We start from the raw sequence: 21,776 nt of genomic DNA, 5'->3' as shown, positions 1-21,776 counted from the left end.
GGCGCCGACCGCGGAGGCGGGAGGGGTGGGCGGCGAGCGGCGGCGGGCGGCCGGGCGCGGGCAGGTGGCGGGCCGGGCGCCGAGCCGGAGGCCGGCCGGATGGCGAGCCGGAGGCCGGCCGGATGGCGAGCCGGGCGCGGGCCGGATGCCGGGCCCGCTCCCACGGCCGCCGGGAGCCTCCCGGCGGCCACGGACCGCGCGGCCGCCGCCACTGTCAGTGCCCGCCGCTACTCTCGCTCGTATGGCTGTTTCTACGTCCCCGGAAACGCCGATCCCGGTCGGCGAGGTGTCCCGGCTCATCGGCGGCTGGATCGAGCGGCTCGGCGCGGTGTGGGTCGAGGGGCAGATCACCCAGCTCTCGCGGCGGCCCGGCGCGGGGGTGGTGTTTCTGACGCTGCGTGACCCGTCGTACGACATCTCGGTGAGCGTGACGTGCTACCGCCAGGTCTTCGACAAGGTCGCCGACGTGGTCAGCGAGGGCGCCCGGGTGGTGGTGCACGCGAAACCGGAGTGGTACGCCCCGCGCGGCCAGCTGTCGCTGCGGGCCGCCGAGATCAAGCCGGTCGGCGTCGGGGAACTCCTCGCCCGGCTGGAGCAGTTGAAGAAGTCGCTGGCGGCGGAGGGCCTGTTCGCGGCGGACCGCAAGAAGCCGCTGCCGTTTCTGCCGCAGCTGATCGGCCTGGTCTGCGGCCGGGCGAGCGCCGCGGAGCGGGACGTCCTGGAGAACGCCCGGCATCGCTGGCCGGCCGTCCGTTTCGCGGTGCGCAATGTGCCGGTGCAGGGGGTGCATGCGGTCCCGCAGGTGATCGCGGCGGTCCAGGAGCTGGACGCGCTGCCCGAGGTGGACGTGATCATCGTGGCCCGGGGCGGCGGCAGCGTGGAGGATCTGCTGCCGTTCTCCGACGAACAGCTCGTACGGGCCGTGGGCGCGGCCGTGACCCCCGTCGTCTCGGCGATCGGCCATGAGCCGGACAGCCCGCTGCTGGATCTCGTCGCCGACCTGCGCGCCTCGACCCCGACGGACGCCGCGAAGAAGGTGGTGCCCGATGTCGGCGAGGAGCTGGTCCGGGTCCAGCAGCTGCGGGAGCGGGCGCGGCGGGCGGTCGACGGCTTCGTACAGCGGGAGGAGCGGGGACTGGCGGCGGCGCTGCACCGGCCGTGCATACAGCGCCCGCAGCGGATGGTCGAGGACCGGGAGGAGCAGGTCACGGCGATGCTGGAGCGCGGCCGGCGGACCCTGGGGCATCTGCTGGACCGCGCCGACTCGGAGCTGACGCACACCCTGGCGCGGGTGGTGGCGCTCTCCCCCAAGGCGACACTGGAGCGCGGCTATGCGGTCCTCCAGAGGCCGGACGGGACGGCGGTGCGCTCGCCGCAGGAGGTCGAGCCGGACGACACCTTGCGGGCCCGGGTGGCCGAGGGCGAATTCCGGGTGCGGGTGGACGGCGCCCCGGGTGCCGCCACGGCCGCCGAATAGTGCACGGACGGACTCTTAGGGTGGGAGACATGGCGAAGGCGAAGACGGACGACGCGGCGGACGCGGAGCAGGGTGCGGCGGCCGGGATGGCCCAGGTGCCCCCGGTGGACTCCACGCTCGGCTATGAGCAGGCGCGGGACGAGCTGATCGAGGTCGTCCGCAGCCTGGAGGCGGGCGGCACGACGCTGGAGGAGTCGCTCGCGCTGTGGGAGCGCGGCGAGGCGCTGGCGAAGGTCTGCCGCCGCTGGCTGGACGGTGCGCGGGCGCGGCTGGACGCGGCGCTCGCGGAGTCGTCGGACGAGGCCGGGGCCGAGCGCGCCTAGGGCCGTAGCCACCGGACCGGCCGCCCGGTCCAGCCCGCCCGGGTCAGCGGACGGCCCGAACCCCGGAACGACGCCGGTCCGTCCCTGTGAACCCACTCACAGTGATCCACTTTTAGTTGAAACTTAATATATCTCGTTTACAGTGGTTGCCGTAGCTCCCTGCCACGGCACCGCGCCCACCGCGGCGTCCGCAGGGCCGCCGAACCGAACCCCCCACCCGACTCACCGAGGTGCCTTTTATGTCTCTCGCCCTTGACGCCGCCGCTCAGGACCTCCTGTTCCGTGAGGCCCAGACCGCCAACACGTTCACGGACGAGCCGGTGACGGACGAGCAGATCCAGGCCGTCTACGACCTGGTGAAGTACGGCCCGACCGCCTTCAACCAGACGCCGCTGCGGATCACCCTGGTCCGTTCCCAGGAGGCCCGTCAGCGCCTGGTCCAGCACGCCATGGGCTCCAATGGCCCGAAGACCCTGAGCGCACCGCTGACCGCCATCCTCTCCGTGGACCTGGACTTCCACGAGAAGCTGCCGACGCTCTTCCCGGCCGCCCCGGGCATCAAGGACTCCTTCTTCTCCCAGGCCGCGGCCCGCGAGGTGGCCGGGACCCAGAACGCCACCCTCCAGGCCGGCTACTTCATCGTCGGCATCCGCGCCGCCGGTCTGGCCGCCGGCCCGATGACCGGCTTCGACTTCTCCGGCATCGACAAGGAGTTCTTCGGCGACGGCAAGCAGAAGTCCTTCCTCGTCATCAACATCGGCAAGCCGGGCGCCGACGCCTTCCACCCGCGCTCGCCGCGGCTGGCCTTCGACGAGGCCGTCACCGCCGTCTGAGCCCGGACCGGCGCGCACACGCGGGCCGGACCGGCCGCAGCACGCATGAGGCCGCCGCACCCCTCCCGGGTGCGGCGGCCTCAGCCGTGTCGCGGTTCCTCAGCCCTTCTTCGCCACCAGCGCGGCGGCAAGATCGGCGAGCCGCCCGTACGGCGCGGTGCCGGTGACGACCGTGGTCACCCCGGACTCCTCACGGACCAGCGCCCGGTACTTGTCGCCCTGGTAGCGGTCCCACTTCTTGCTGCCGACGGCCTGCTTGCCCTCGGCCTTGGTCGCGCCGAGGGTGACGTCCTTGATGAACTTCCGCGGCATGGCATCGCTCTGCTCGACGGCCGCGTACTCCTGCTCCGGGTCGAGCATGCCCAGGTGCCAGGCGCCGCCCTTGCCGTCGTCGCTCGCCTTGTACGAGACGGAGGTGGCGCGCCAGGTCTTCGGCAGCCCCTCGGGCGCGGCGACCGCATACGGCGCCGTCCGCCGGGCCGTGATCAGTTCGACGCGGTAGTCGACCCGCTTGACCGCGCTCCGCGCCGCGTCCGCGCTCTCGTCGTGCGGGATGAAGATGTAGATCGCCCCGACGAGGATGCCGATCACCGCCAGCGACAGGACCATGTCCCGCACCGTTTGCCTGCCTCGCATACCTGCCACGCCCCTATGGTCCCCTATGGCCGCCGCGAGCCCGACAGGCCCCCCGGTCAGGGCCGTGACCTGCGCAAACGCGCCGGCACCCGGTGCCCCCGCGGCTGCTCATGCGTGGGGCCCTCTGCTCATTTTGGCGAGGTACGGATAAGGTCGGTATCACCCTCATCCTTCACGGCCGTCGCCGTACAGAAAGGTGCGCTCGATGACCGAGCATCATCTCCCGTCCCAACTCGAGGTCAGCCCCGAGGCCCCGGACCGCAACCTCGCCCTGGAGCTCGTCCGGGTGACCGAGGCCGGTGCCATGGCGTCGGGCCGCTGGGTGGGCCGAGGTGACAAGAACGGCGCGGACGGCGCGGCGGTCAAGGCCATGCGCGCCCTGATCCACACCGTGTCGATGAACGGCGTCGTGGTCATCGGGGAGGGCGAGAAGGACAACGCCCCGATGCTCTACAACGGCGAGCGTGTCGGCGACGGGACCGGCCCGGAGTGCGATGTGGCCGTGGACCCGGTGGACGGGACGACCCTGACCGCCAAGGGCATGGCGAACGCCGTCTCCGTGCTGGCGGTGGCCGAGCGCGGCTCGATGTTCGACCCGTCCGCGGTCTTCTACATGGACAAGCTCGCCACGGGCCCGGAGGCCGCCGACTTCGTCGACATCACGGCCCCGGTGGCCGTGAACATCAAGCGGATCGCCAAGGCGAAGAAGTCCGCGGTCGAGGACGTCACAGTGGTCATCCTGGACCGCCCCCGCCACGAGGGCCTGGTCAAGGAGGTCCGGGAGGCCGGAGCCCGGATCAAGTTCATCGCCGACGGCGATGTCGCCGGCGCGATCATGGCCGCCCGTGAGGGCACCGGCGTGGACCTGCTGCTGGGCATCGGCGGGACGCCCGAGGGCATCATCGCGGCCTGTGCGCTGAAGTGTCTCGGCGGCGCCTTCCAGGGCAAGCTGTGGCCCAAGGACGACGAGGAGCGCCAGCGCGCGCTGGACGCCGGGCACGACCTGGACAAGGTGCTGGAGATCGACGACCTGGTCCGCGGCGACAATGTCTTCTTCGTCGCCACCGGCATCACCGACGGCGAGCTGCTGCGCGGCGTCCGCTACCGCGCCGAGAACGCCTACACCCAGTCCCTGGTGATGCGCTCCAAGTCCGGCACCATCCGCCAGATCGACTCCCAGCACCGGCTGTCGAAGCTGCGCGCCTACAGCTCGGTGGACTTCGAGCGCCCCAGCTAACGGCGTGCCCTCGCGGCCCGCACCCGTACACACACGTCGCCCCCGCCGGAGAGTCTCCGGCGGGGGCGAAGTGACCCCTGCGTCCTGTGTGCGCCGTACGGGCCGAAGCCGGTGCCGCGGCGGTCAGCCCGCCGCGGGCATATGGGCCGTGCGCTGGAGCTCGCTCTCCCGGCGCCGCCGACGGGTCAGCACGACCCGGCGCTCGGCCGCGGTCAGACCTCCCCAGACGCCGTACGGCTCGGGCTGGAGCAGCGCATGCTCCCGGCACTCGACCATGACGGGGCAGCGGGCACAGACCCGCTTCGCGGCCTCTTCTCTGGCCAGCCGGGCGGCGGTGGGCTCCTTGGACGGGGCGAAGAACAGCCCGGCTTCGTCCCGGCGGCACACCGCCTCCGAATGCCAGGGGCCGGCCTCGTCGCGAGCAGGCACTTGCTGGGACGGAACGACAGCGGCATCCTGCAGGGGCTGTTGCGGTAGCAGCACGGTCTACTCCTGACGACGGCTTCGGCGCGAGAATCACCCTTGCCCGTCTCGCTGCGCACGGCCTTTTTCCGCACCCCGCAGCCGTACGAGAGACGATGCACCAGCCCTACCCGCTGTACGCACGCTTATGCACACCGTGGCGATCGTGCGACAACGAGAAAAGCGACAGCGGACGACCCCTCAGGGAACACCGGGCCGCCCCCTCCCGGTAGTCGGCCGGCCGCAACTCCTCGGCCCCGGGGGCCCGTCCGCCGCCGTCGCCGCCGTCAGCCGTCCATGCCCTTACGGAACCGGTCCCGGCGCTCGCGCCGTTCGGCGCGGTGCCGCTCGTGCCGCTCCCGCTGCTCCTGCCGCAGCTGCTGGTGGTCCTCCCACACCTGACGGCGCAGCTCCCGGTGCCCCTCGCGCAGCCGGTCGCGCAGATCGCGGATCCAGGCGCCGCGCTTGGGCTTGGCCTCCACACTGCCCAGCACGGCATAGCCGTTGACCTGGACCTGCGGGGCGTCGGTGTCGCCCGCCTCATGGGTCTCGACCTCGAAGCTGCCGAGGATGCCGGAGCCGCTGCTGCGCAGCGTGATGTTCTCCGGGACCCGGATCTCCACGCTGCCGAAGACCGCCGTGACATTGATCTGGATCTGCTGCTGCGGGAAGACCGCCTCGGTCAGATCGATCTCGACGCTGCCGAAGAACGCCACGGCGTTGATCCGCGCCGGGGCCTGCCAGCGGCCCTTGCGGACGGCGGCGCTGAAGATCGCGACGAGGTTCTGGTCCGGTGCCGGGGCGGCGGGGCCGTACGCAGGCCCGCCCTGGTCCGGCTGCGGGCGGTGGCCGCCCGCCGCGGGCAGATCCCGTACGACGGGCTCCAGTTCGCCCATGGTCTTGGCGCGGTAGACCGCGTCGATCCGCTCGGCGTGCTCCTCCGGGTCCAGCCGGCCCTCCGCCAGCGCCTCGCGGAGGATCTCGGCGATCCGGTCGCGGTCCGCGTCGGACGCCCGGATATCGCGTTCGGCCACCGCGGGCGGGGCCGGCGCCCCGGCCGCCGGCTTGGTCATGTTCAGCGGTTTCCGCTCCTGGAGCCGGTCCTGCTCCTGAAGCGGTCCGGGCGGGGTCTCAGGGCCCGGACGTCCCCCGTTGTCTGCATCCACCGGCCCAGCGTACCGAAACGCGATAGATCGCGACCAGTGTCCGCACGACCGGCCCCAGGAATCGAACAGATCCGGCCGCACACCGACTGAGCCTTACCTCACAGCCGCGTCCGCGCGCCAGGGTTCTACGCTGTTCAGGCGCTGCCGTAGATGCCAGCCGGACCTCTCCGAGTAAGGAATGACCTTCAATGCCGGAATTCGCCTACACCGACCTGCTCCCCGTAGGTGAGGACAACACCCCGTACCGTCTCGTCACTTCGGAGGGCGTGAGCACCTTCGAGGCCGACGGCCGGACGTTCCTCAAGGTCGAGCCGGAGGCGCTGCGCAAGCTGGCCGCCGAGGCGATGCACGACATTTCGCACTATCTGCGCCCGGCCCACCTCGCCCAGCTCCGCAAGATCCTGGACGACCCCGAGGCCAGCGCCAACGACCGCTTCGTCGCGCTCGACCTGCTCAAGAACGCCAACATCGCCGCCGCGGGCGTCCTCCCCATGTGCCAGGACACCGGCACCGCGATCGTGATGGGCAAGCGCGGCCAGAACGTGCTGACCGAGGGCGGCGACGAGGAGGCGCTCTCCCGCGGCATCTACGACGCCTACACCCAGCTGAACCTGCGCTACTCGCAGATGGCTCCGCTGACCATGTGGGACGAGAAGAACACCGGCTCCAACCTCCCGGCCCAGATCGAGCTGTACGCGACCGACGGCGGCGCCTACAAGTTCCTCTTCATGGCCAAGGGCGGCGGCAGCGCCAACAAGTCCTTCCTCTTCCAGGAGACCAAGGCGGTCCTCAACGAGGCCTCCATGATGAAGTTCCTGGAGCAGAAGATCCGCTCGCTCGGTACGGCCGCCTGCCCGCCGTACCACCTCGCGATCGTCGTCGGCGGCACCAGCGCCGAGTACGCGATGAAGACCGCCAAGTACGCCTCCGCGCACTACCTGGACGAGCTGCCCGCCGAGGGCTCCCCCACCGGCCACGGCTTCCGCGACAAGGAGCTGGAGGAGAAGGTCTTCGAGCTGACGCAGAAGATCGGCATCGGCGCCCAGTTCGGCGGCAAGTACTTCTGCCACGACGTCCGCGTCGTCCGGCTGCCCCGCCACGGCGCGTCCTGCCCGGTCGCCATCGCCGTCTCCTGCTCCGCCGACCGCCAGGCCGTCGCGAAGATCACCGCCGAGGGCGTCTTCCTGGAGCAGCTGGAGACCGACCCGGCCCGCTTCCTCCCGGAGACCACCGACGAGGAGCTGACCGAGGGCGCGGGCCCGGACCTCGACGCGGTGGCCATCGACCTCAACCGCCCCATGGACGAGGTCCTGGCCGAGCTGACCAAGCACCCCGTCAAGACCCGTCTCTCCCTCACCGGCACCCTGGTCGTCGCCCGCGACATCGCCCACGCGAAGATCAAGGAACGCCTGGACGCCGGCGAGGAGATGCCGGAGTACCTCAAGAACCACCCCGTCTACTACGCCGGCCCGGCCAAGACCCCCGAGGGCTACGCCTCCGGCTCCTTCGGCCCGACGACCGCGGGCCGGATGGACGCCTACGTCGAGCAGTTCCAGGCGGCCGGCGGCTCCAAGATCATGCTCGCCAAGGGCAACCGCTCCCAGCAGGTCACCGACGCCTGCGGCACCCACGGCGGCTTCTACCTCGGCTCCATCGGCGGCCCCGCCGCCCGCCTCGCCCAGGACTGCATCAAGAAGGTCGAGGTCCTCGAATACGAGGAGCTCGGCATGGAAGCCGTCTGGAAGATCGAGGTCGAGGACTTCCCCGCCTTCATCGTCGTCGACGACAAGGGCAACGACTTCTTCCAGGACCCGGCTCCGGCGCCTACATTCACGAGCATTCCGGTGCGCCAGGCCAACTGATCGCCTGACCTACCGGCAGGAGACCGCAGAGCCCCCGACGTGGTGTCGGGGGCTCTTGCTGCGAACCGGGAAGGCGCGGAGGGGCCCTAGGGCGTGTCGTTTGGATCAAGGCGGGCTCGCCTTGATCCAAACGACACGCCCTAGCCCCGCCGCCCCGTACTCCGCCGGATCCGGGCCCGTACCGCCCGCTGGGCCACCGGGCCCAGGTCCTCCAGTACGCCGACCAGGCCGGACAGTTGCTCCAGTGCGTCCAGGGCCGCCAGGGCGCCCTCCGGGTCCACGCCCTCGTACAGTTCCAGGCCGACGAAGCCCGCGGCGAGCGCCCGCGAGAGGCCGGTGACGTCCACGAAGGCGGCGATCGGTGTGCCGGCCAGTACCCGTGTCAGCACCGCCTCGATCTCCTCGATCCACGAGGTGAGGCCGGCGGCGGTCGCGGGGGCGAGGCGGGGCTGGGTCTGGGCGCCGGCCAGGAGCTGGGCGAGGACGGCGACATGGCCGGCGGCGCGTTCCTCGGTGTGCAGTTCCCGTCCCAGTTCAAGGAGTTCGGAGAGGCTGCCGACCTGGGCGAAGCGTTCGCGGTAATGCTCGACGCGCTGCTCCGCGCCGTAGCGGCAGGCGGCGGCGAGGAGTTCGTCGACGCTGCCGAAGTGGTAGAAGACCAGGGCCTGGTTGACGCCCGCGGTGGCGGCGATGGTGCGCGCCGAGGTCTTGGTGATGCCCTGCTCGGTGAGCGTCCGCAGCGCTCCGGCGAGCAGTTTCGTACGGGTGTCGGCGCTCACGCCCGCGCCTCCTCGCGCACCGGTCGCAGTCCGGCGCGTACGCCGCGCTCGGCGACGTTCACGAACTCGGCGTCGAAGGACCCCTCGTAGCCGAAGAGCGGGCCGAACCGCCGGTTGCCGACGCGTACCTGGATACGGAAGCGCCCGGCCGCGTCGTCGTACGACTCGCGCACCACGGCGTCGCCGCCGATCAGGTCCGGCACCCGGACGTCGACCGGCCCCTCCCGGAAGCGGTGCTCGCCGGAGCGGATGACCAGGGCGCCGGTGTCGTCGACCGTGAAGTGCAGGTCGGTGGCGAGGTGCTGATGGGTGCCGAGGTAGTCGACGACGCAGCCGCGCTCGGGACTGAAGACCATGGTGGCGTCGAAGCGGCGGGGGCGGCGCGGGAAGGCGAAGGTCCGCACGAAGGTGACGGTCTCGCGGCCGAAGGAGTCCCGGTACGGCACGTTCTCGATGACGAAGGGGATGTCCCGGCCGGCCTGCGGGACGAGGATGTGGCGGCTGCCGCCGAGGGCCAGGAACGGCCGGACGAAGCTGCGGCCGTGCCAGATGCGGTCCATCGTGCCGCGCCCGACGCATGCCTCACCGCTGTCGAGCCCGACGGAGAAGCGCCGCCGGATCTGCGGGTGGAGCCGGTCGAAGTCGGCGCCCAGGGCGCGCTGGAAGATTGAGGTCATGGTTGCTCCAGGGTGGCGAGGAGGGCGGTCGGGGCGGCGGCGCTCCCACCGCGGCCGGCGGGCCGCTCCGGGGGGCGGCGCAGACAGCGGCGGGCGGCGGGGGTGACGGGCAGCGGCGGCAGCAGCAATGCGGCGGCTGCCACGGCGTGCACGGTCACGGCCAGTACGGCGGTGGGGAGCACGGGGGCCAGCGCCGCGGTGGCGAGGACGGCGGCGGTACGGGCGGCCAGCTCCGCGAGGGCGTGGCGGAGCGACCGCTCGGGGGTGATCCCGCGCTCGCACCACAGCCGCAGCCGGTCGAAGGACCAGGCGGTGGCCCAGCCCATGAGCGGCCGGAAGAGGAGCCGGTCGACGAACCGGCCGAAGCGCCCCCACCGCGGCCGGTAGTCGTATCCGGTGAGGAACCGCAGCTCCGCGCCGTCAGGGACGTACCGCCAGTACCCGCGGCCCTCCTCGATGAGCGAGAGCGGATGCGCGGAGGCGAAGCGGAGGGCGGAAGTCCGGGTGCCGTCGGGCCGGTTGCGCTCACCGGCCGAGACGCCGGTGCCGTCGACCGTGAGCAGCGTCAGGACGCGGGTGGCGTAGCGGAAGCGCTGCGGCTCCCCCGGCGCGCAGGGCAGGTAGTCGATCTCACTGAACCTCAGGTCCCAGCGCTGATGCCGGTCCGGCAGCTGGCTCCGGTCCCACACCTCGTCGAGCCCGGCGCGGATGCGCGCCTCCACGTACAACCCCATGCGACTGCCTCCGCCCCAGATGTTTGAGCGACTGCTCAAAACGCAGCGTAGAGCGTTTTGAGCAGTCGCTCAAGGCGGTTGTCCGGACGGGACGTTCGGGCGGGCCCACCGCCGGCCGGACCCGGAACCCGCCGTGGGCCCGTCGGCCGCGGGCGCCCCGCAGGCAGGTGACTTACGGCCGTGCCCGGGAACAGATCGCCGTTTCCGGGCACTGACATAGGTATGAGTGACAACAGCGCATTCGGCGACTCCGACGACTTCCGGACCGAGCACGACTCCATGGGTGAGGTGCGGGTCCCGGCGCATGCCAAATGGCGGGCCCAGACGCAGCGGGCGGTGCAGAACTTCCCGGTTTCCGGGCAGCGGCTGGAGCGGGCGCACATCGCGGCGCTGGCCCGGATCAAGGGGGCGGCCGCCCTGGTCAACGGCGAGCTGGGGGTGCTGGACAAGGAGATCGCGGAGGCCGTTCAGGAGGCCGCCGCCGAGGTCGCCGAGGGGCGGTGGGACGAGCACTTCCCCATCGACGTGTTCCAGACGGGGTCCGGCACGTCGTCGAACATGAACACCAATGAGGTCCTCGCGACGCTGGCGGGTGAGCGGCTGGGCCGGGAAGTGCATCCGAACGACCATGTCAACGCGAGCCAGTCGTCCAATGATGTCTTTCCGTCGTCGATCCACATCGCGGCGACCTCGGCGGTCCTCAATGATCTGATTCCGGCGCTGGAGCATCTGGCGGAGAGCCTGGAGCGGAAGGCGGAGGAGTTCGCCGAGGTCGTGAAGTCGGGGCGGACGCATCTGATGGACGCGACGCCGGTGACGCTGGGTCAGGAGTTCGGCGGCTATGCCGCCCAGGTGCGCTACGGCGTCGAGCGGCTGCGGGCCTCGTTGCCGCGGCTGGCGGAACTCCCGCTGGGCGGTACGGCGGTGGGGACGGGGATCAACACCCCGCCCGGGTTCTCGGCCGCGGTGATCGCCGAGGTGGCGCGGGTGACCGGGCTGCCGCTGACCGAGGCGCGCAATCACTTCGAGGCGCAGGGGGCGCGGGACGCGATCGTCGAGACCAGTGGGCAGCTGCGGACGATCGGGGTCGGGCTGACGAAGATCGCCAACGATCTGCGGTGGATGGCCTCGGGGCCGCGGACCGGGCTCGCCGAGATCGCGCTGCCGGATCTCCAGCCGGGTTCGTCGATCATGCCGGGGAAGGTCAACCCGGTGATCCCGGAGGCGGTGCTGATGGTGGCGGCGCAGGTCACCGGTAATGACGCGACGGTGGCGGCGGCCGGGGCGGCCGGCAACTTCGAGCTGAATGTGATGCTGCCGGTGATCGCGAAGAATGTGCTGGAGTCGGTGCGGCTGCTGGCCAATGTGTCGCGGCTGCTGGCGGACCGCACGGTCGACGGGATCACCGCCAACGTGGAACGGGCCCGGGAGTACGCCGAGTCGTCGCCCTCGGTCGTCACCCCGCTCAACAAGTACCTCGGGTACGAGGAGGCGGCGAAGGTCGCCAAGAAGTCGCTCGCCGAGCGGAAGACCATTCGCGAGGTGGTCCTGGCGGGCGGCTATGTCGAGCGCGGGCTGCTGACCGAGGAGCAGCTGGACGAGGCGCTGGACGTGCTGCGGATGACGCACCCGTAAAGCGGCGCGGCGCAGGATAGCGCGTTCGTTACGCCCGGTGCGGCTCACGTCACGGCGCGCTGCGGGCCGCACCTCTAAGATCTGCGCATGACAGCGGACATGGTGGACACGACGGAAGGCGAGGCGGCCGGCGGTCGCGGGGCGGCCGGGGCGAGGCGGGCGGCGGACGGGGCGCGCTGGGCGCCGGGGGACCACATCCTCTGGCGATATCGCGACAACGCCGATGCCGGGCGGTTCCACATCTGCCGGCCGATGACCGTTGTCCAGGACACCGATGAGCTGCTGGCGGTGTGGATGGCGCCCGGCACCGCCTGCATCAAGCCGGTGCTCGCCGACGGCACACCGGTGCACCGCGAGCCGCTGTCCACCCGCTACACCAAACCGCGCCGGACCGCCCGGGACCACTGGTTCGGCACCGGGGTGCTGAAGCTGGCCCGTCCCGGCGACCCGTGGTCGGTGTGGCTGTTCTGGGAGCGCGGCTGGCAGTTCAAGAACTGGTACGTCAATCTGGAGGAGCCGCGCCGCCGTTGGGCGGGCGGCATTGACTCCGAGGACCACTTTCTCGACATCTGTGTCTTTCCGGACCGGCACTGGGAGTGGCGGGACGAGGACGAGTTCGCCCAGGCGCAGCGGGACGGGCTGATGACGGATTCTCAGGCCGCCGAGGTCCGGTCGGCGGGACGGGCCGCGATCGCACAGATCTCGGCCTGGCGCGCACCGTACGCCGACGGCTGGGAGGACTGGCGGCCCGATCCGGCCTGGGGTGTTCCCCGGCTCCCGGCGGACTGGGACCGCGCACCGGAGCGTTTGCGGTCGTGAGGGAGTGAAGTGAAACGACGTGAGTGAAGGGGGCGAACCGTGGAAAGGTGCGCCTATGGGCAAAGCTGTTTCCCGCGAGGCGGGAGGCGGGGCCGAGCCCCCTTGCTGCGCCCCGGGCCTTCAAACGTAGGATCGTCCTCCGCAAGACTGCACAGGCGCAACTCCAGAACTGGAAAACGAACTTGACCGCGGTCGCAGGAGGGGCGAGGTCGTGAGCGCGACTAGCTACGACGGATATGAGGGGCTGAACCGGTTAGCACTGGACCGGGCCGGCCAGGCCGAGGCGTTCGACGCGATCGGCGACCGGTATGACGACGCCTTTCCGCACAAGGAGGGGCAGCTCGCCTCGGGCGCCTGGCTGGCCGACAACCTGCCGGCCGGCTCGCGCATCCTGGACCTCGGATGCGGTACGGGCCTGCCGAGCGCCCACCAGCTCGCGGACGCCGGGCATCGCGTCGTGGGTATCGATCTCTCCCCCTCGATGATCAAACTGGCCCGGCAGAACGTCCCCGTCGCCGACTTCCACCGGCTCGACATCGCCGATCTGCGCGGCGGCCGGCTCGGCGGCCCCGGCTCCTTCGACGGTATTGCCGCTTTTTTCTCCCTTCTGATGCTGCCCCGTGCCGAAATCCCTTACGCATTGGGCATGCTCCATGATCTGCTACGTCCTGAGGGGCTGCTCGCCCTGTCGATGGTCGAGGCGGATGTGGACGACTTCACGATTCCGTTCCTGGGCAACTCGATCCGGGTATCGGGTTACCTGCGGGACGACCTGCGCCGGGTCGTGCACGACGCGGGTTTCGACGTCGTCGGGGAAGATGCCTACGCATACGCCCCGTCAAGTACGGACGTACCACCCGAGATCCAGCTCTTTCTGCACCTGCGACGCGCTTGAGACGCAGCGCGTCGGGCGCGGCCGCACGGACGGCGCGCTCGGAACGCGGCGCGTCGGGCGCGCAGCCCCGGACGGATGGAATCCCACGCGTGACGGAGCACCCCACCTCCCACGAATCGCGGCAGTCGGCACCGACCGCCGCGTCCTCGCTGTCCCCTGCCCGGGGGCCGGCCGGGACGGCGCCGCTCGGCGCGGTCCCCGACCCGCGCAGCGCCCTGCAGCAGCCCGGCACGGCCGGCTGCGTGCCGGTGCCCGGCACCGGCTTCGCGGTGCGCGGCGGTGACGACATAGGTCTTGCCGGTGTCACCGTCACGGCCTCGGCGGGCTCACCGGCCGGCCGTGACGACGGCGAGCCGGCCGCGGACCACGGCGCGGCGCGGCGGGACCCGTCGGCGGACGCGGACAGCGCCGCCGGGCACTCCGGCGGGCGTGCCACCGAGCACTCCGCCACGCACCGCGGCGGCCATCCCGCCGCATGCGACGCCTCGGTCCCGTATGGGGAGGCGTACGGCGACTCGTACGGGGAGGTGTCCATGCCTGCGAGCGGACGGCCGGAGGGGGCGGACCGGGAGACGGCCCGTGCCGGACGGCGGGTGGCGCAGGGCGCGGTGGGCCGCGCCGAGGCGCCCGAGCCGGGTGAGGGGCCGCGCCACGGGCAACGCCCGCACCACGGCGGTGACGGGGTGGGGCGGCCGCGGGAGGGCGGCGGTCCGTCCGGCGCCGGACGGTCGCGGCCGCGCGGCGGTGAGCCGGGCGGGTCGGTGCCGGAGCAGGCGCCGCACGGCGGACGGCCGGCGGCCTCGGGTGCCCCGCACGGTGAGGTGTCGCGGCCGGCGGCCGGGGAGGCCACCGGGGAGCAGGTGCCCGCACCGGCCGGTCCGCCGCCGGGCCCGCTGCCCCCTCCCCCGGCCCGCTCGGCACACCCCGGCGAGAGCGGCGAGGTGGCCGCGGCCCGGCAGGCGGGCGGCGACCGGCTGCGCTTCATCGGGGCGGCGACGCGGCGGATCGCGCGGGGCATCGACCTCGACGAGATCGTGCTCGGGCTGTGCCGGGCGACGGTGCCGACGTTCGCCGACGCCATCCTGGTCTATCTGCGGGATCCGCTGCCGGTGGGTGATGAGCGGCCGACCGGTCCGGTGGTGCTGCGGCTGCGCCGTACCGACCGGATTCCGGAGGAGCCGGACACCAACGGCGGCCGGCTGCCGATGCTGCCCGCGCAGCCCGATCTGGGCCCGGCGATGGGCGGCAGCGCGGCGGAGCTGGCCGAGGTGGAGCCCGGCGGTCCGCTGGCCGAGGTGCTGCGGGGCGTACGGCCGCTGTTCGGCGAGGCACAGGCGGCGCGGACGGCGCTGCCCGAGCTGCTGGGGCCGGATCCGCGGCTGCCCGGTGGCCACCGGGTGATTCTGGCGCCGCTGCGCGGCCGCCGCCGGGTGATCGGCGCGGCGGTGTTCCTGCGCCGCCCGGACCGGCCGGCGTTCGAGCCGGACGATCTGCTGGTGGCGGCGCAGCTCGCGACGCACACCGCGCTGGGTGTGGACAAGGCGGTGCTCTACGGCCGCGAGGCGTATATCGCCGACGCGCTCCAGCGCACGATGCTGCCGGACTCGCTGCCGCAGCCGACCGGCGTCCGGCTGGCCAGCCGCTATCTGCCGGCCGCCGAGACGGCCCGGGTGGGCGGCGACTGGTACGACGCGATTCCGCTGCCCGGCAGCCGGGTGGCGCTGGTCGTCGGCGATGTCATGGGGCACTCGATGACCTCGGCCGCGATCATGGGCCAGCTGCGGACCACGGCCCAGACGCTGGCCGGGCTGGATCTGCCGCCACAGGAGGTGCTGCACCATCTCGACGAGCAGGCCCAGCGGCTGGGCACGGACCGGATGGCGACCTGCATGTACGCGGTCTACGACCCGGTCGCGCACCGGATCACCATCGCCAACGCGGGCCATCCGCCGCCGGTGATGCTGCACCGCGGCGGGCGGGCCGAGGTGCTGCGGGTGCCGTCGGGCGCGCCGATCGGCGTCGGCGGGGTGGACTTCGAGGCGGTGGAGCTGGACGCCCCGGCGGGCGCCACGCTGGTGCTCTATACGGACGGCCTGGTCGAGTCGCGGATCCGGGACGTGTGGACCGGGATCGAGCAGCTGCGGGAGCGGCTGGCCGAGACGGCCCGGCTGACCGGTCCCAATCCGCCGCCGCTGGAGCCGATGTGCGACGAGGTGCTGGACATGCTGGGCCCCGGCGACCGCGATGACGACATCGCGCTGCTGGCGGCCCGGTTCGACGGGATCGCGCCCAGCGATGTCGCGTACTGGTATCTGGACCCGAAGGCGCAGACGGCCGGTCAGGCCCGGCGGCTGGCCCGGCGGGCGCTGGCGCGCTGGGGCCTGGACGAGCTGACCGACCAGCTGGAGCTGCTGGTCAGCGAGGTGGTGACGAATGCGGTGCGGTATGCGGAGCGGCCGATCACGCTGCGGTTGCTGCGCACGGACGTGCTGCGCTGCGAGGTCGGTGACGATGTCCCGCAGCTGCCGCGGCTCCGGCAGGCCCGGCCGTCGGACGAGGGCGGGCGGGGTCTCTACCTCGTGAACCGGATGGCGCGACGCTGGGGCGCGACCCGTCTGAGCATGGGAAAGGTCGTCTGGTTCGAGCTGTCGATGCCGCCGGGGACGCCGCGCCGCTGAGGTCTGCCGGGCGCCCGGCCGCGTCCCACATGTTGGACCCCGTCTGAGACCGGACGGGGTCCAACTCTTGCCGACATGCCGTCCGGGGAGTTCACTGCTTGGGTGGGCGTAAGGGACTGACTGCCCTAATTCGGGACTGACCGACCCCCTGCTCCCCGTCGTCGAAACAGGAGGCGCTCCTCCATGACCAGCACCGCGCACAACGTCCCGCGCACAACGAACAACGCCGGCGTTCCGGTGGAGAGCGACGAGCACTCACTCACCGTGAGCCCGGACGGCCCCATCCTGCTCCAGGATCACTACCTCATCGAGAAGATGGCCCAGTTCAACCGCGAGCGGGTCCCCGAGCGAGTGGTGCATGCCAAGGGCGCCGGCGCGTACGGCTTCTTCCAGGTCACCAACGACGTCAGCCAGTTCACCAGGGCAGATCTCTTCCAGCCGGGCAAGACCACCGAGATGCTGGCCCGTTTCTCGACCGTCGCGGGTGAGCAGGGATCCCCCGACACCTGGCGCGACCCCCGAGGCTTTGCGCTGAAGTTCTACACCCAGGACGGCAATTACGACCTGGTGGGGAACAACACCCCGGTCTTCTTCGTCCGTGACACGATCAAGTTCCAGGACTTCATCCGCTCGCAGAAGCGCCGCCCGGACAACGGGATGCGCGACAACGACATGCAGTGGGACTTCTGGACACTCTCGCCCGAGTCGGCCCACCAGGTCACCTGGCTGATGGGCGACCGCGGTATCCCCAAGACCTACCGCCACATGAACGGCTACGGCTCGCACACCTATATGTGGGTCAATGCCGGCGGCGAGAAGTTCTGGATCAAGTACCACTTCAAGACCGACCAGGGCATCGACTTCCTCACCCAGGCGGACGCGGACCGGATCGCCGGCGAGGACGGCGACTACCACCGGCGCGATCTGTTCGAGGCGATCGACGGCGGAAACGCTCCGTCGTGGACGCTGTATGTGCAGGTCATGCCGTTCGCGGACGCCCCGGACTACCGGTTCAACCCGTTCGATCTGACCAAGGTGTGGCCACACGGCGACTACCCGCTGATCGAGGTCGGGCGGATGACGCTCAACCAGAACCCCGAGGACTACTTCATCCACATCGAACAGGCGGCGTTCGAGCCGTCCAACATGGTGCCGGGTGTCGGTCCCTCACCGGACAAGATGCTGCTGGGCCGGCTGTTCTCGTACGCGGACACCCACCGGTACCGCATCGGCCCGAACTACGCCCAGTTGCCGCCCAACCGGCCGCATGTGCCCGTCCACACGTACGCGAAGGACGGCCCGATGCGGTACGAGCCGTCCCGTGCGGCCCGGCCGTACGCCCCGAACAGCTACGGCGGTCCGGCAGCGGACACCCTGCGCTACGGGGAGCCCGCGGGCTGGGAGACCGGCGGCGAAATGGTCCGCGAGGCGTACACACTGCGCCGCGATGACGACGACTTCGGCCAGCCGGGCACCATGGTCCGCCAGGTCCTCGACGACGCGGCCCGCGACCGGCTCGTCGGCAATGTGTCCGGTCATCTCCTCAACGGCGTCAGCCGTCCGGTGCTGGACCGCGCGCTCCAGTACTGGCGCAACATCGACAAGAACGTGGGCGACCGGATCGCCCACAAGGTGAACGGCGGCTGAGGCTCCGTCCCCCGCTGACACCGCACCGCGGCCCCCACCAACGAGGTGGGGGCCGCGGTGCGGTGTGCCGGGGCCGGCGTCAGTTGAAGTCGGGCAGGCTGTTGGTGCCCTTGCCACCGTCGGCGTTCCCGCCGGTCGGCCGGCCGGTGTCCCCGCCGTCCGTGCCGTCGGGCGGCGGGGAGGAGCTGGGGTCGGTCGGGGTGGCCGGGTCCGACGGCTTGCCGCTCGTGGTGTCCGTCGGCCGCCCGCTCGGGCTGGACGGGGTCGGCGACGGGCTCTTGCTCGGCGTCTCGGACGGCGACGGGGAGGCCGACGGGGTCTTGCTCGGCGTCGGGGTGGGGGTCGGCGGGACGCCGGCACCGAGGTCGGTGTCGAGGTCGAACTCCGCGCCGGTGTTGCCGCCCAGCGCCGACTCCGTGTAGTCCGCCCACACCCGGGCCGGGTAGCCGCCGCCGTTGACCCGGCCGCCGCCACCGGTGCCCTTCAGGGTGACCTGGGTGCCGCCCTTGGGGGACTCGCCGAACATGCCGACCGCGGTGACCAGCTTGGGCGTGTAACCGACGAACCACGCCGACTTGTTGTCGTCGGAGGTACCGGTCTTGCCGGCCGCCTCGTACGCGGTGTTCTTCACGGCCTCCGAGGCGGTGCCGTCGTTGACCACACCGGTCAGGACCGAGGTGAGGGTGTCGGCGGTCCGGCGGCTGAGGACCTGGTCGCCGATCGGGTTCTTCAGCGGGACCGAGGTCTCGACGCCGTCGACCGGGTGCACCGCCTTGGTGACCAGGGTCGGGGTGACCTTCTTGCCGTGGTTGTCGAGCGTGGCGTAGGCCCCGGCCATCTGGAGCGGGCTGGCACCCATGGTGCCCAGGGTCATCGCGGGCTTGGCGTCGATCTTGGAGCCGTCCATGCCCAGGCTGACCGCGGTCTTCTTGATCTCTTCCAGGCCGACGTCCGCGCCCATCTGGGCGAAGACCGCGTTGACGGAGTTGTTGGTCGCCGTCTGGACGCTGATCTTCCCGTAGGGGTGCTCGTCCTCGTTGGGCGGCGCGAAGGGGATGTCCCCGCCGACGACCGGGCGGCGGTTACGGCCGTCGTAGATCGTGTTGGGGGTGATCGGGACGCCGTCCTGGGTGACCGCGTTGTTCTCCATCGCCGACGCCAGGATCAGCGGCTTGAAGGTGGAGGCGGGCTGGTAGTCGGAGCGCGTGGCGTTGTTCGTGTAGTGCTTCGGATAGCCGTCGCCGCCGTACATCGCCACGATGCGCCCGGTCTTGGGGTCCACCGAGGTGGCGCCGAGCTGGGCGTCCCCGTCGACCTTGCGCTTCTTGGGGTCGAGGTCGTCGGTGAGCTTGCGCTTGACGGACTTCTCCAGCGCCTTCTGCTTGTTCTTGTCGATGCCGAGGGTGACGGTCCAGCCGCCGGCCTCGAATTCGGACTCGTCAACGCCCTGGGCGAAGAGCTCCTGCTTGGCCTGCTTGACCAGGTAGCTGGTCTGGCCGCTCATGCCGGGCAGCGGCTTGGGGCCCTGGGGCACCTCGAACTTCTGCTTGGCCCGGTCCGCCGCGGAGAGCCACTTCATCTCGACCATGTTGTCGAGGGTGTACGCCCAGCGCTCCTTGACCCGCTTCTTGCCGGCCTCGGTCGCGCTGGACCAGTCGTACTGGCTCGGCGCCTGGAGGAGCGACGCGAGGTAGGCGCCCTCCGAGACGGTGAGCTTCTCGACGTCCTTGCGGAAGTAGGCCTGGGCGGCGGCCTGGATGCCGTAGGCGCCGCGGCCGTAGTAGCTGGTGTTGATGTAGCCGGCGAGGATCTCGTCCTTCTTGAACTTGTTGTCCACCTTGAGCGAGATGACGATCTCCTGGAGCTTGCGGGAAACCGTCTGCTCCTGGCTCAGGTAGTAGTTCTTGACGTACTGCTGGGTGATCGTCGAGCCACCCTGCTTGCCCTGACCCCGCAGGGTGTTGAGGACTCCGCGCAGGGTGCCCTTCAGGTCGACGCCGGAGTCGTCGTAGAAGGACTTGTTCTCCGCGGCGACGAAGGTGCGCTGGACGTCCTTGGGTATGCGGTCGAGCGGGACCGTCTCGCGGTTGACGTCGCCCACCCGCGCCATGACCTTGCCGTCGGCGTACTTGTAGACATTGCTCTGCAGCTTGGCAGCGCTGTTGCCCTTGGGGATGTCCACGTACAGATACAGGCCGATGAATCCGAGGATGCCCAGCAGGCACACTCCGAGAAAGGCCCCGAGGAGCTTCTTCCAGGTGAAGAAGCGGCGTATGCCGGACTTCTTGTCTGTCTGCTTGGCACGGCGAGCGCTCCCCTGTCGCGCCCGTCTCGCTTCCGCTCGGCCCATCGCTTCAGCAACTCCAGTCGTTCCGCCCCCAGCTAACTCAGCTGTTGAAGCTAACACCGCATCTATAAACAAATACTCATCGATCAAGGCTTTTCCTGACGTGACAAACAGCACCCGTCGCGACGGAACCATGGGGTGGGTATTGCGCGTCGCCCCGCCCTCACCTGGGGTCTTACCGCCGGAGAGCCCCCGCACAGCACTGGACGCCGCAACTCGCCAACGGTTAAAGTGCTATCACTTTGCTAGACCAGCGACATCACCAAATGCGGTGGACATCACCCGCCGCACCTGGAGAAACGGGGACCCCATGACCGACCAGACTTCGGCCGACCGCACCGGCGGCGCCGGCGACGACCTCACCGTCGACGCCCCCGAGATGCCCAGACCGCAGGTCCGCGAGGTCCCGGCGCACAGCATCGGCGGCGGACTGGCCCTGCTGCTGACCGTGCTCGGTGTCGCGCTGGGCATCGCCGTGATCATCGTCGGCGGCATACTCGGCGACGGCGGCAACAAGGCGGCCGCGGTCCCGATGATCATCGGTGGCGTCGTGCTGCTGCTCACCTCGTTCTTCTGCATGACCGGCGTGAAGATGGTCGCGCCCGGCGAGGCCCGCGTCATCCAGCTCTTCGGGCGCTACGTCGGCACCATCCGTACCGACGGTCTGCGCTGGGTCAACCCGCTCACCAGCGCACGGAAGATCTCCACCCGGGTGCGCAACCACGAGACCGCCGTCCTGAAGGTCAACGACGCCTACGGCAACCCCATCGAGCTGGCCTCGATCGTGGTCTGGCAGGTCGAGGACACCGCCCAGGCGCTCTTCGAGGTCGACGACTTCCTGGAGTTCGTCGCCACCCAGACCGAAGCGGCCGTCCGGCACATCGCGATCGAGTACCCCTATGACGCCCACGACGAGGACGCCCTCTCGCTGCGCGGCAACGCCGAGGAGATCACCGAGAAGCTGGCCCTGGAACTGACCGCCCGGGTTCAGGCCGCCGGCGTACGGATCATCGAGTCCCGCTTCAGTCACCTCGCCTACGCCCCCGAGATCGCCTCCGCGATGCTCCAGCGCCAGCAGGCCGGCGCGGTGGTCGCGGCCCGCCAGCAGATCGTCGAGGGCGCCGTCGGCATGGTCGAGCAGGCGCTGGCACGGATCAGCGAACAGGGCATCGTCGAGCTGGACGAGGAGCGCAAGGCGGCCATGGTGAGCAATCTGATGGTGGTGCTGTGCGGCGACCGGGCCGCCCAGCCGGTCCTGAACACGGGCTCGCTCTACCAGTGAGTGCCGACACCCCCGAGGGGCCCGGCGCCGAGAGCGAGCGGGCCCCCGCGCGACGGCCGCAGCAGCGCAAGCAGGTGCTGCTGCGGCTGGACCCGTTGATCCATGACGCCCTGGCCCGCTGGGCCGGTGACGAACTCCGCAGCGCCAACGCCCAGATCGAGTTCCTGCTCCGCAAGGCACTGTCGGACGCGGGGCGGCTGCCGAAGGGAGCGGGGGCGATACCGCGACGGGGGCGGCCGCCCAAGGAGCCGGACGGGGACTGACGCGGACCGACCGGGCGCTATACG

Annotated in this window: 19 protein-coding genes; 12 read left to right on the top strand and 7 right to left on the bottom strand. The window is 71.1% G+C overall.

Annotated features, from left to right (window positions below):
• Window positions 1-241 precede the first annotated feature (241 nt).
• The 3 genes from xseA to TU31_RS02335 all read left to right on the top strand — a co-directional run bounded on the left by xseA (window position 242) and on the right by TU31_RS02335 (window position 2,633).
• Complete coding sequence (gene xseA / locus TU31_RS02345; protein ID WP_042148088.1) at window positions 242-1,477, top strand: exodeoxyribonuclease VII large subunit; 1,236 nt, start codon at window positions 242-244, stop codon at window positions 1,475-1,477.
• Window positions 1,478-1,506: 29 nt separating this feature from the next.
• Entirely contained in the window at window positions 1,507-1,800 is a 294-nt protein-coding gene (locus TU31_RS02340; RefSeq protein WP_042148085.1) for an exodeoxyribonuclease VII small subunit, read from the top strand.
• Window positions 1,801-2,039: 239 nt separating this feature from the next.
• Window positions 2,040-2,633: a malonic semialdehyde reductase gene (locus TU31_RS02335; RefSeq protein ID WP_042148083.1), complete on the top strand. Its 594-nt coding sequence runs from the start codon at window positions 2,040-2,042 to the stop codon at window positions 2,631-2,633.
• A gap of 99 nt (window positions 2,634-2,732) precedes the next feature.
• On the opposite strand, the gene TU31_RS02330 is transcribed toward TU31_RS02335, so the two are convergent.
• Complete coding sequence (locus tag TU31_RS02330) at window positions 2,733-3,269, bottom strand: DUF4245 domain-containing protein (RefSeq protein WP_078885509.1); 537 nt, start codon at window positions 3,267-3,269, stop codon at window positions 2,733-2,735.
• A 205-nt stretch (window positions 3,270-3,474) separates the two neighbouring features.
• On the opposite strand from TU31_RS02330, the gene glpX reads away from it, so the two are divergent.
• Window positions 3,475-4,506, top strand: a complete 1,032-nt coding sequence (gene glpX / locus TU31_RS02325; RefSeq protein ID WP_042148076.1) for a class II fructose-bisphosphatase — start codon at window positions 3,475-3,477, stop codon at window positions 4,504-4,506.
• Between the two features lie 123 nt (window positions 4,507-4,629).
• Here the strand turns inward: glpX and TU31_RS02320 are convergent, their stop codons facing one another.
• Window positions 4,630-4,989: a WhiB family transcriptional regulator gene (locus TU31_RS02320; protein ID WP_042148074.1), complete on the bottom strand. Its 360-nt coding sequence runs from the start codon at window positions 4,987-4,989 to the stop codon at window positions 4,630-4,632.
• A 266-nt stretch (window positions 4,990-5,255) separates the two neighbouring features.
• The gene (locus TU31_RS02315) at window positions 5,256-6,041 is read right to left on the bottom strand and encodes a DUF1707 SHOCT-like domain-containing protein (protein WP_042148071.1); all 786 of its coding nucleotides are present in this window, start codon (window positions 6,039-6,041) and stop codon (window positions 5,256-5,258) included.
• 281 nt (window positions 6,042-6,322) lie between these two features.
• On the opposite strand from TU31_RS02315, the gene TU31_RS02310 reads away from it, so the two are divergent.
• Window positions 6,323-7,996, top strand: a complete 1,674-nt coding sequence (locus tag TU31_RS02310) for a fumarate hydratase (RefSeq protein ID WP_042148068.1) — start codon at window positions 6,323-6,325, stop codon at window positions 7,994-7,996.
• Between the two features lie 140 nt (window positions 7,997-8,136).
• On the opposite strand, the gene TU31_RS02305 is transcribed toward TU31_RS02310, so the two are convergent.
• From TU31_RS02305 to TU31_RS02295, 3 genes are read right to left on the bottom strand one after another with little or no spacing between them, the layout of a single operon-like run.
• Window positions 8,137-8,775, bottom strand: coding sequence for a TetR/AcrR family transcriptional regulator (locus TU31_RS02305; protein WP_042148066.1), 639 nt, complete (start codon window positions 8,773-8,775; stop codon window positions 8,137-8,139).
• A complete protein-coding gene (locus TU31_RS02300) occupies window positions 8,772-9,452 on the bottom strand; it encodes a DUF4166 domain-containing protein (RefSeq protein ID WP_042148063.1) in 681 nt (226 codons plus the stop codon). The genes TU31_RS02305 and TU31_RS02300 overlap by 4 nt, the downstream gene beginning before the upstream one ends.
• A complete protein-coding gene (locus TU31_RS02295; RefSeq protein ID WP_042148060.1) occupies window positions 9,449-10,186 on the bottom strand; it encodes a hypothetical protein in 738 nt (245 codons plus the stop codon). The genes TU31_RS02300 and TU31_RS02295 overlap by 4 nt, the downstream gene beginning before the upstream one ends.
• 222 nt (window positions 10,187-10,408) lie before the next feature.
• Here TU31_RS02295 and TU31_RS02290 point away from each other — a divergent pair, with 222 nt between their 5' ends.
• The 5 genes from TU31_RS02290 to TU31_RS02270 all read left to right on the top strand — a co-directional run bounded on the left by TU31_RS02290 (window position 10,409) and on the right by TU31_RS02270 (window position 17,860).
• Complete coding sequence (locus TU31_RS02290) at window positions 10,409-11,821, top strand: class II fumarate hydratase (RefSeq protein WP_042148057.1); 1,413 nt, start codon at window positions 10,409-10,411, stop codon at window positions 11,819-11,821.
• A gap of 87 nt (window positions 11,822-11,908) precedes the next feature.
• On the top strand, window positions 11,909-12,640 hold the full coding sequence (gene fomD, locus TU31_RS02285) for a cytidylyl-2-hydroxypropylphosphonate hydrolase (protein ID WP_370682692.1): 732 nt from the start codon (window positions 11,909-11,911) through the stop codon (window positions 12,638-12,640).
• Window positions 12,641-12,851: 211 nt separating this feature from the next.
• Window positions 12,852-13,535: a class I SAM-dependent DNA methyltransferase gene (locus TU31_RS02280; protein WP_042148055.1), complete on the top strand. Its 684-nt coding sequence runs from the start codon at window positions 12,852-12,854 to the stop codon at window positions 13,533-13,535.
• 533 nt (window positions 13,536-14,068) lie between these two features.
• On the top strand, window positions 14,069-16,213 hold the full coding sequence (locus tag TU31_RS02275; protein WP_423609632.1) for a SpoIIE family protein phosphatase: 2,145 nt from the start codon (window positions 14,069-14,071) through the stop codon (window positions 16,211-16,213).
• Window positions 16,214-16,396: 183 nt separating this feature from the next.
• Window positions 16,397-17,860: a catalase gene (locus TU31_RS02270; protein WP_042148049.1), complete on the top strand. Its 1,464-nt coding sequence runs from the start codon at window positions 16,397-16,399 to the stop codon at window positions 17,858-17,860.
• A 79-nt stretch (window positions 17,861-17,939) separates the two neighbouring features.
• Here the strand turns inward: TU31_RS02270 and TU31_RS02265 are convergent, their stop codons facing one another.
• Window positions 17,940-20,210, bottom strand: coding sequence for a transglycosylase domain-containing protein (locus TU31_RS02265; protein ID WP_042148046.1), 2,271 nt, complete (start codon window positions 20,208-20,210; stop codon window positions 17,940-17,942).
• Between the two features lie 307 nt (window positions 20,211-20,517).
• On the opposite strand from TU31_RS02265, the gene TU31_RS02260 reads away from it, so the two are divergent.
• Together TU31_RS02260 and TU31_RS02255 are read left to right on the top strand one after the other, a co-directional pair.
• Window positions 20,518-21,489: an SPFH domain-containing protein gene (locus TU31_RS02260; RefSeq protein ID WP_042148043.1), complete on the top strand. Its 972-nt coding sequence runs from the start codon at window positions 20,518-20,520 to the stop codon at window positions 21,487-21,489.
• On the top strand, window positions 21,486-21,752 hold the full coding sequence (locus TU31_RS02255; protein WP_042148040.1) for a type II toxin-antitoxin system antitoxin: 267 nt from the start codon (window positions 21,486-21,488) through the stop codon (window positions 21,750-21,752). The genes TU31_RS02260 and TU31_RS02255 overlap by 4 nt, the downstream gene beginning before the upstream one ends.
• The last annotated feature ends 24 nt before the right edge of the window (window positions 21,753-21,776 follow it).

It is taken from the genome of Streptomyces lydicamycinicus, from assembly GCF_000829715.2.
In the GTDB taxonomy this organism is placed as follows: Bacteria; Actinomycetota; Actinomycetes; order Streptomycetales; family Streptomycetaceae; genus Streptomyces; species Streptomyces lydicamycinicus.
Note: the sequence above shows the minus strand (reverse complement) of the source record. Positions and strands in the feature narration are given on the sequence as shown.